The following is a 773-nucleotide window of genomic DNA, read 5'->3' on the forward strand; positions in this document are numbered from 1 at the left end:
GCGCCGGCCTCCAGGGTCTTGCCGCCACTGAAGCCGAAGCGGCGCAGCGCGGCGTAGATCCCGTCGACGATGATGGGGCGCGACGTGTAGTGCGCATACCTGGTCGAGCGCCGCGCGTCGGCCAGATCCTCCGGGCTCAGGAGGGACGTGAGTTCGGCGTGCTCCTTGGCCCAGTCGGCATTCTTCGGGTCGAAGGCCTGCGGCAGGCCGCCCCAGCCGACGTACTTGGCGAGAACCTTCTGCTCTTCAGGAGTCGCCAGTCGGCCGGAGGCCTCGAGGTCGGCGAGCAGCCGAATCGCGGCGACATTGTTGCGGTACTTGGTCTTCTGGCCACCTTCGCCCAGGCCGAGGTCATCCTCGATGGTGAAGTCTTCGGCCTTGATCTGCGGCGCCGCGATCGGGGGCGCGTTGGGGGCCTCATTCGGCCCCGTTTCAAGGTTCAGTCCCGCTTGTTGGGGTCGAAGTCCGACTTTGCCTGCATCAGCTCGCGGTGCGCTAGGTAGCCTTGGCTTCTTCGCATCCGGGGCTGCTGCTCGGGTTCCTCCGGCAGGAACAGATACGTCTCCCGAACCTGCTCCCACGCTTCCTGCCAGGTCGCGCCCTGCGTCGTCAGCACGCGCATCCCCGCCGCCGTCGCGTCCGCGGCGTCCGTCAGCGCCTTCTCCAGCTTGCCCGCCTTCTCCAGCCGGGCGTACATCTTCGGAAGGTGCTCCTTCCAGTGCTCCCTGGCCTGGGCGATCCACGTTGCGTGCTGCATTTCCATTCTCCTTGCC

At 67.0% G+C, this 773-nt stretch carries 1 pseudogene; it reads right to left on the reverse strand.

The window, feature by feature from the left end:
- A pseudogene (locus AC1DTN_RS37650) lies at nucleotides 1-581 on the reverse strand (hypothetical protein); the annotation flags it as partial.
- Between the last annotated feature and the right edge of the window lie 192 nt (nucleotides 582-773).

It is taken from the genome of Rhizobium sp. 01T444, assembly GCF_056398305.1.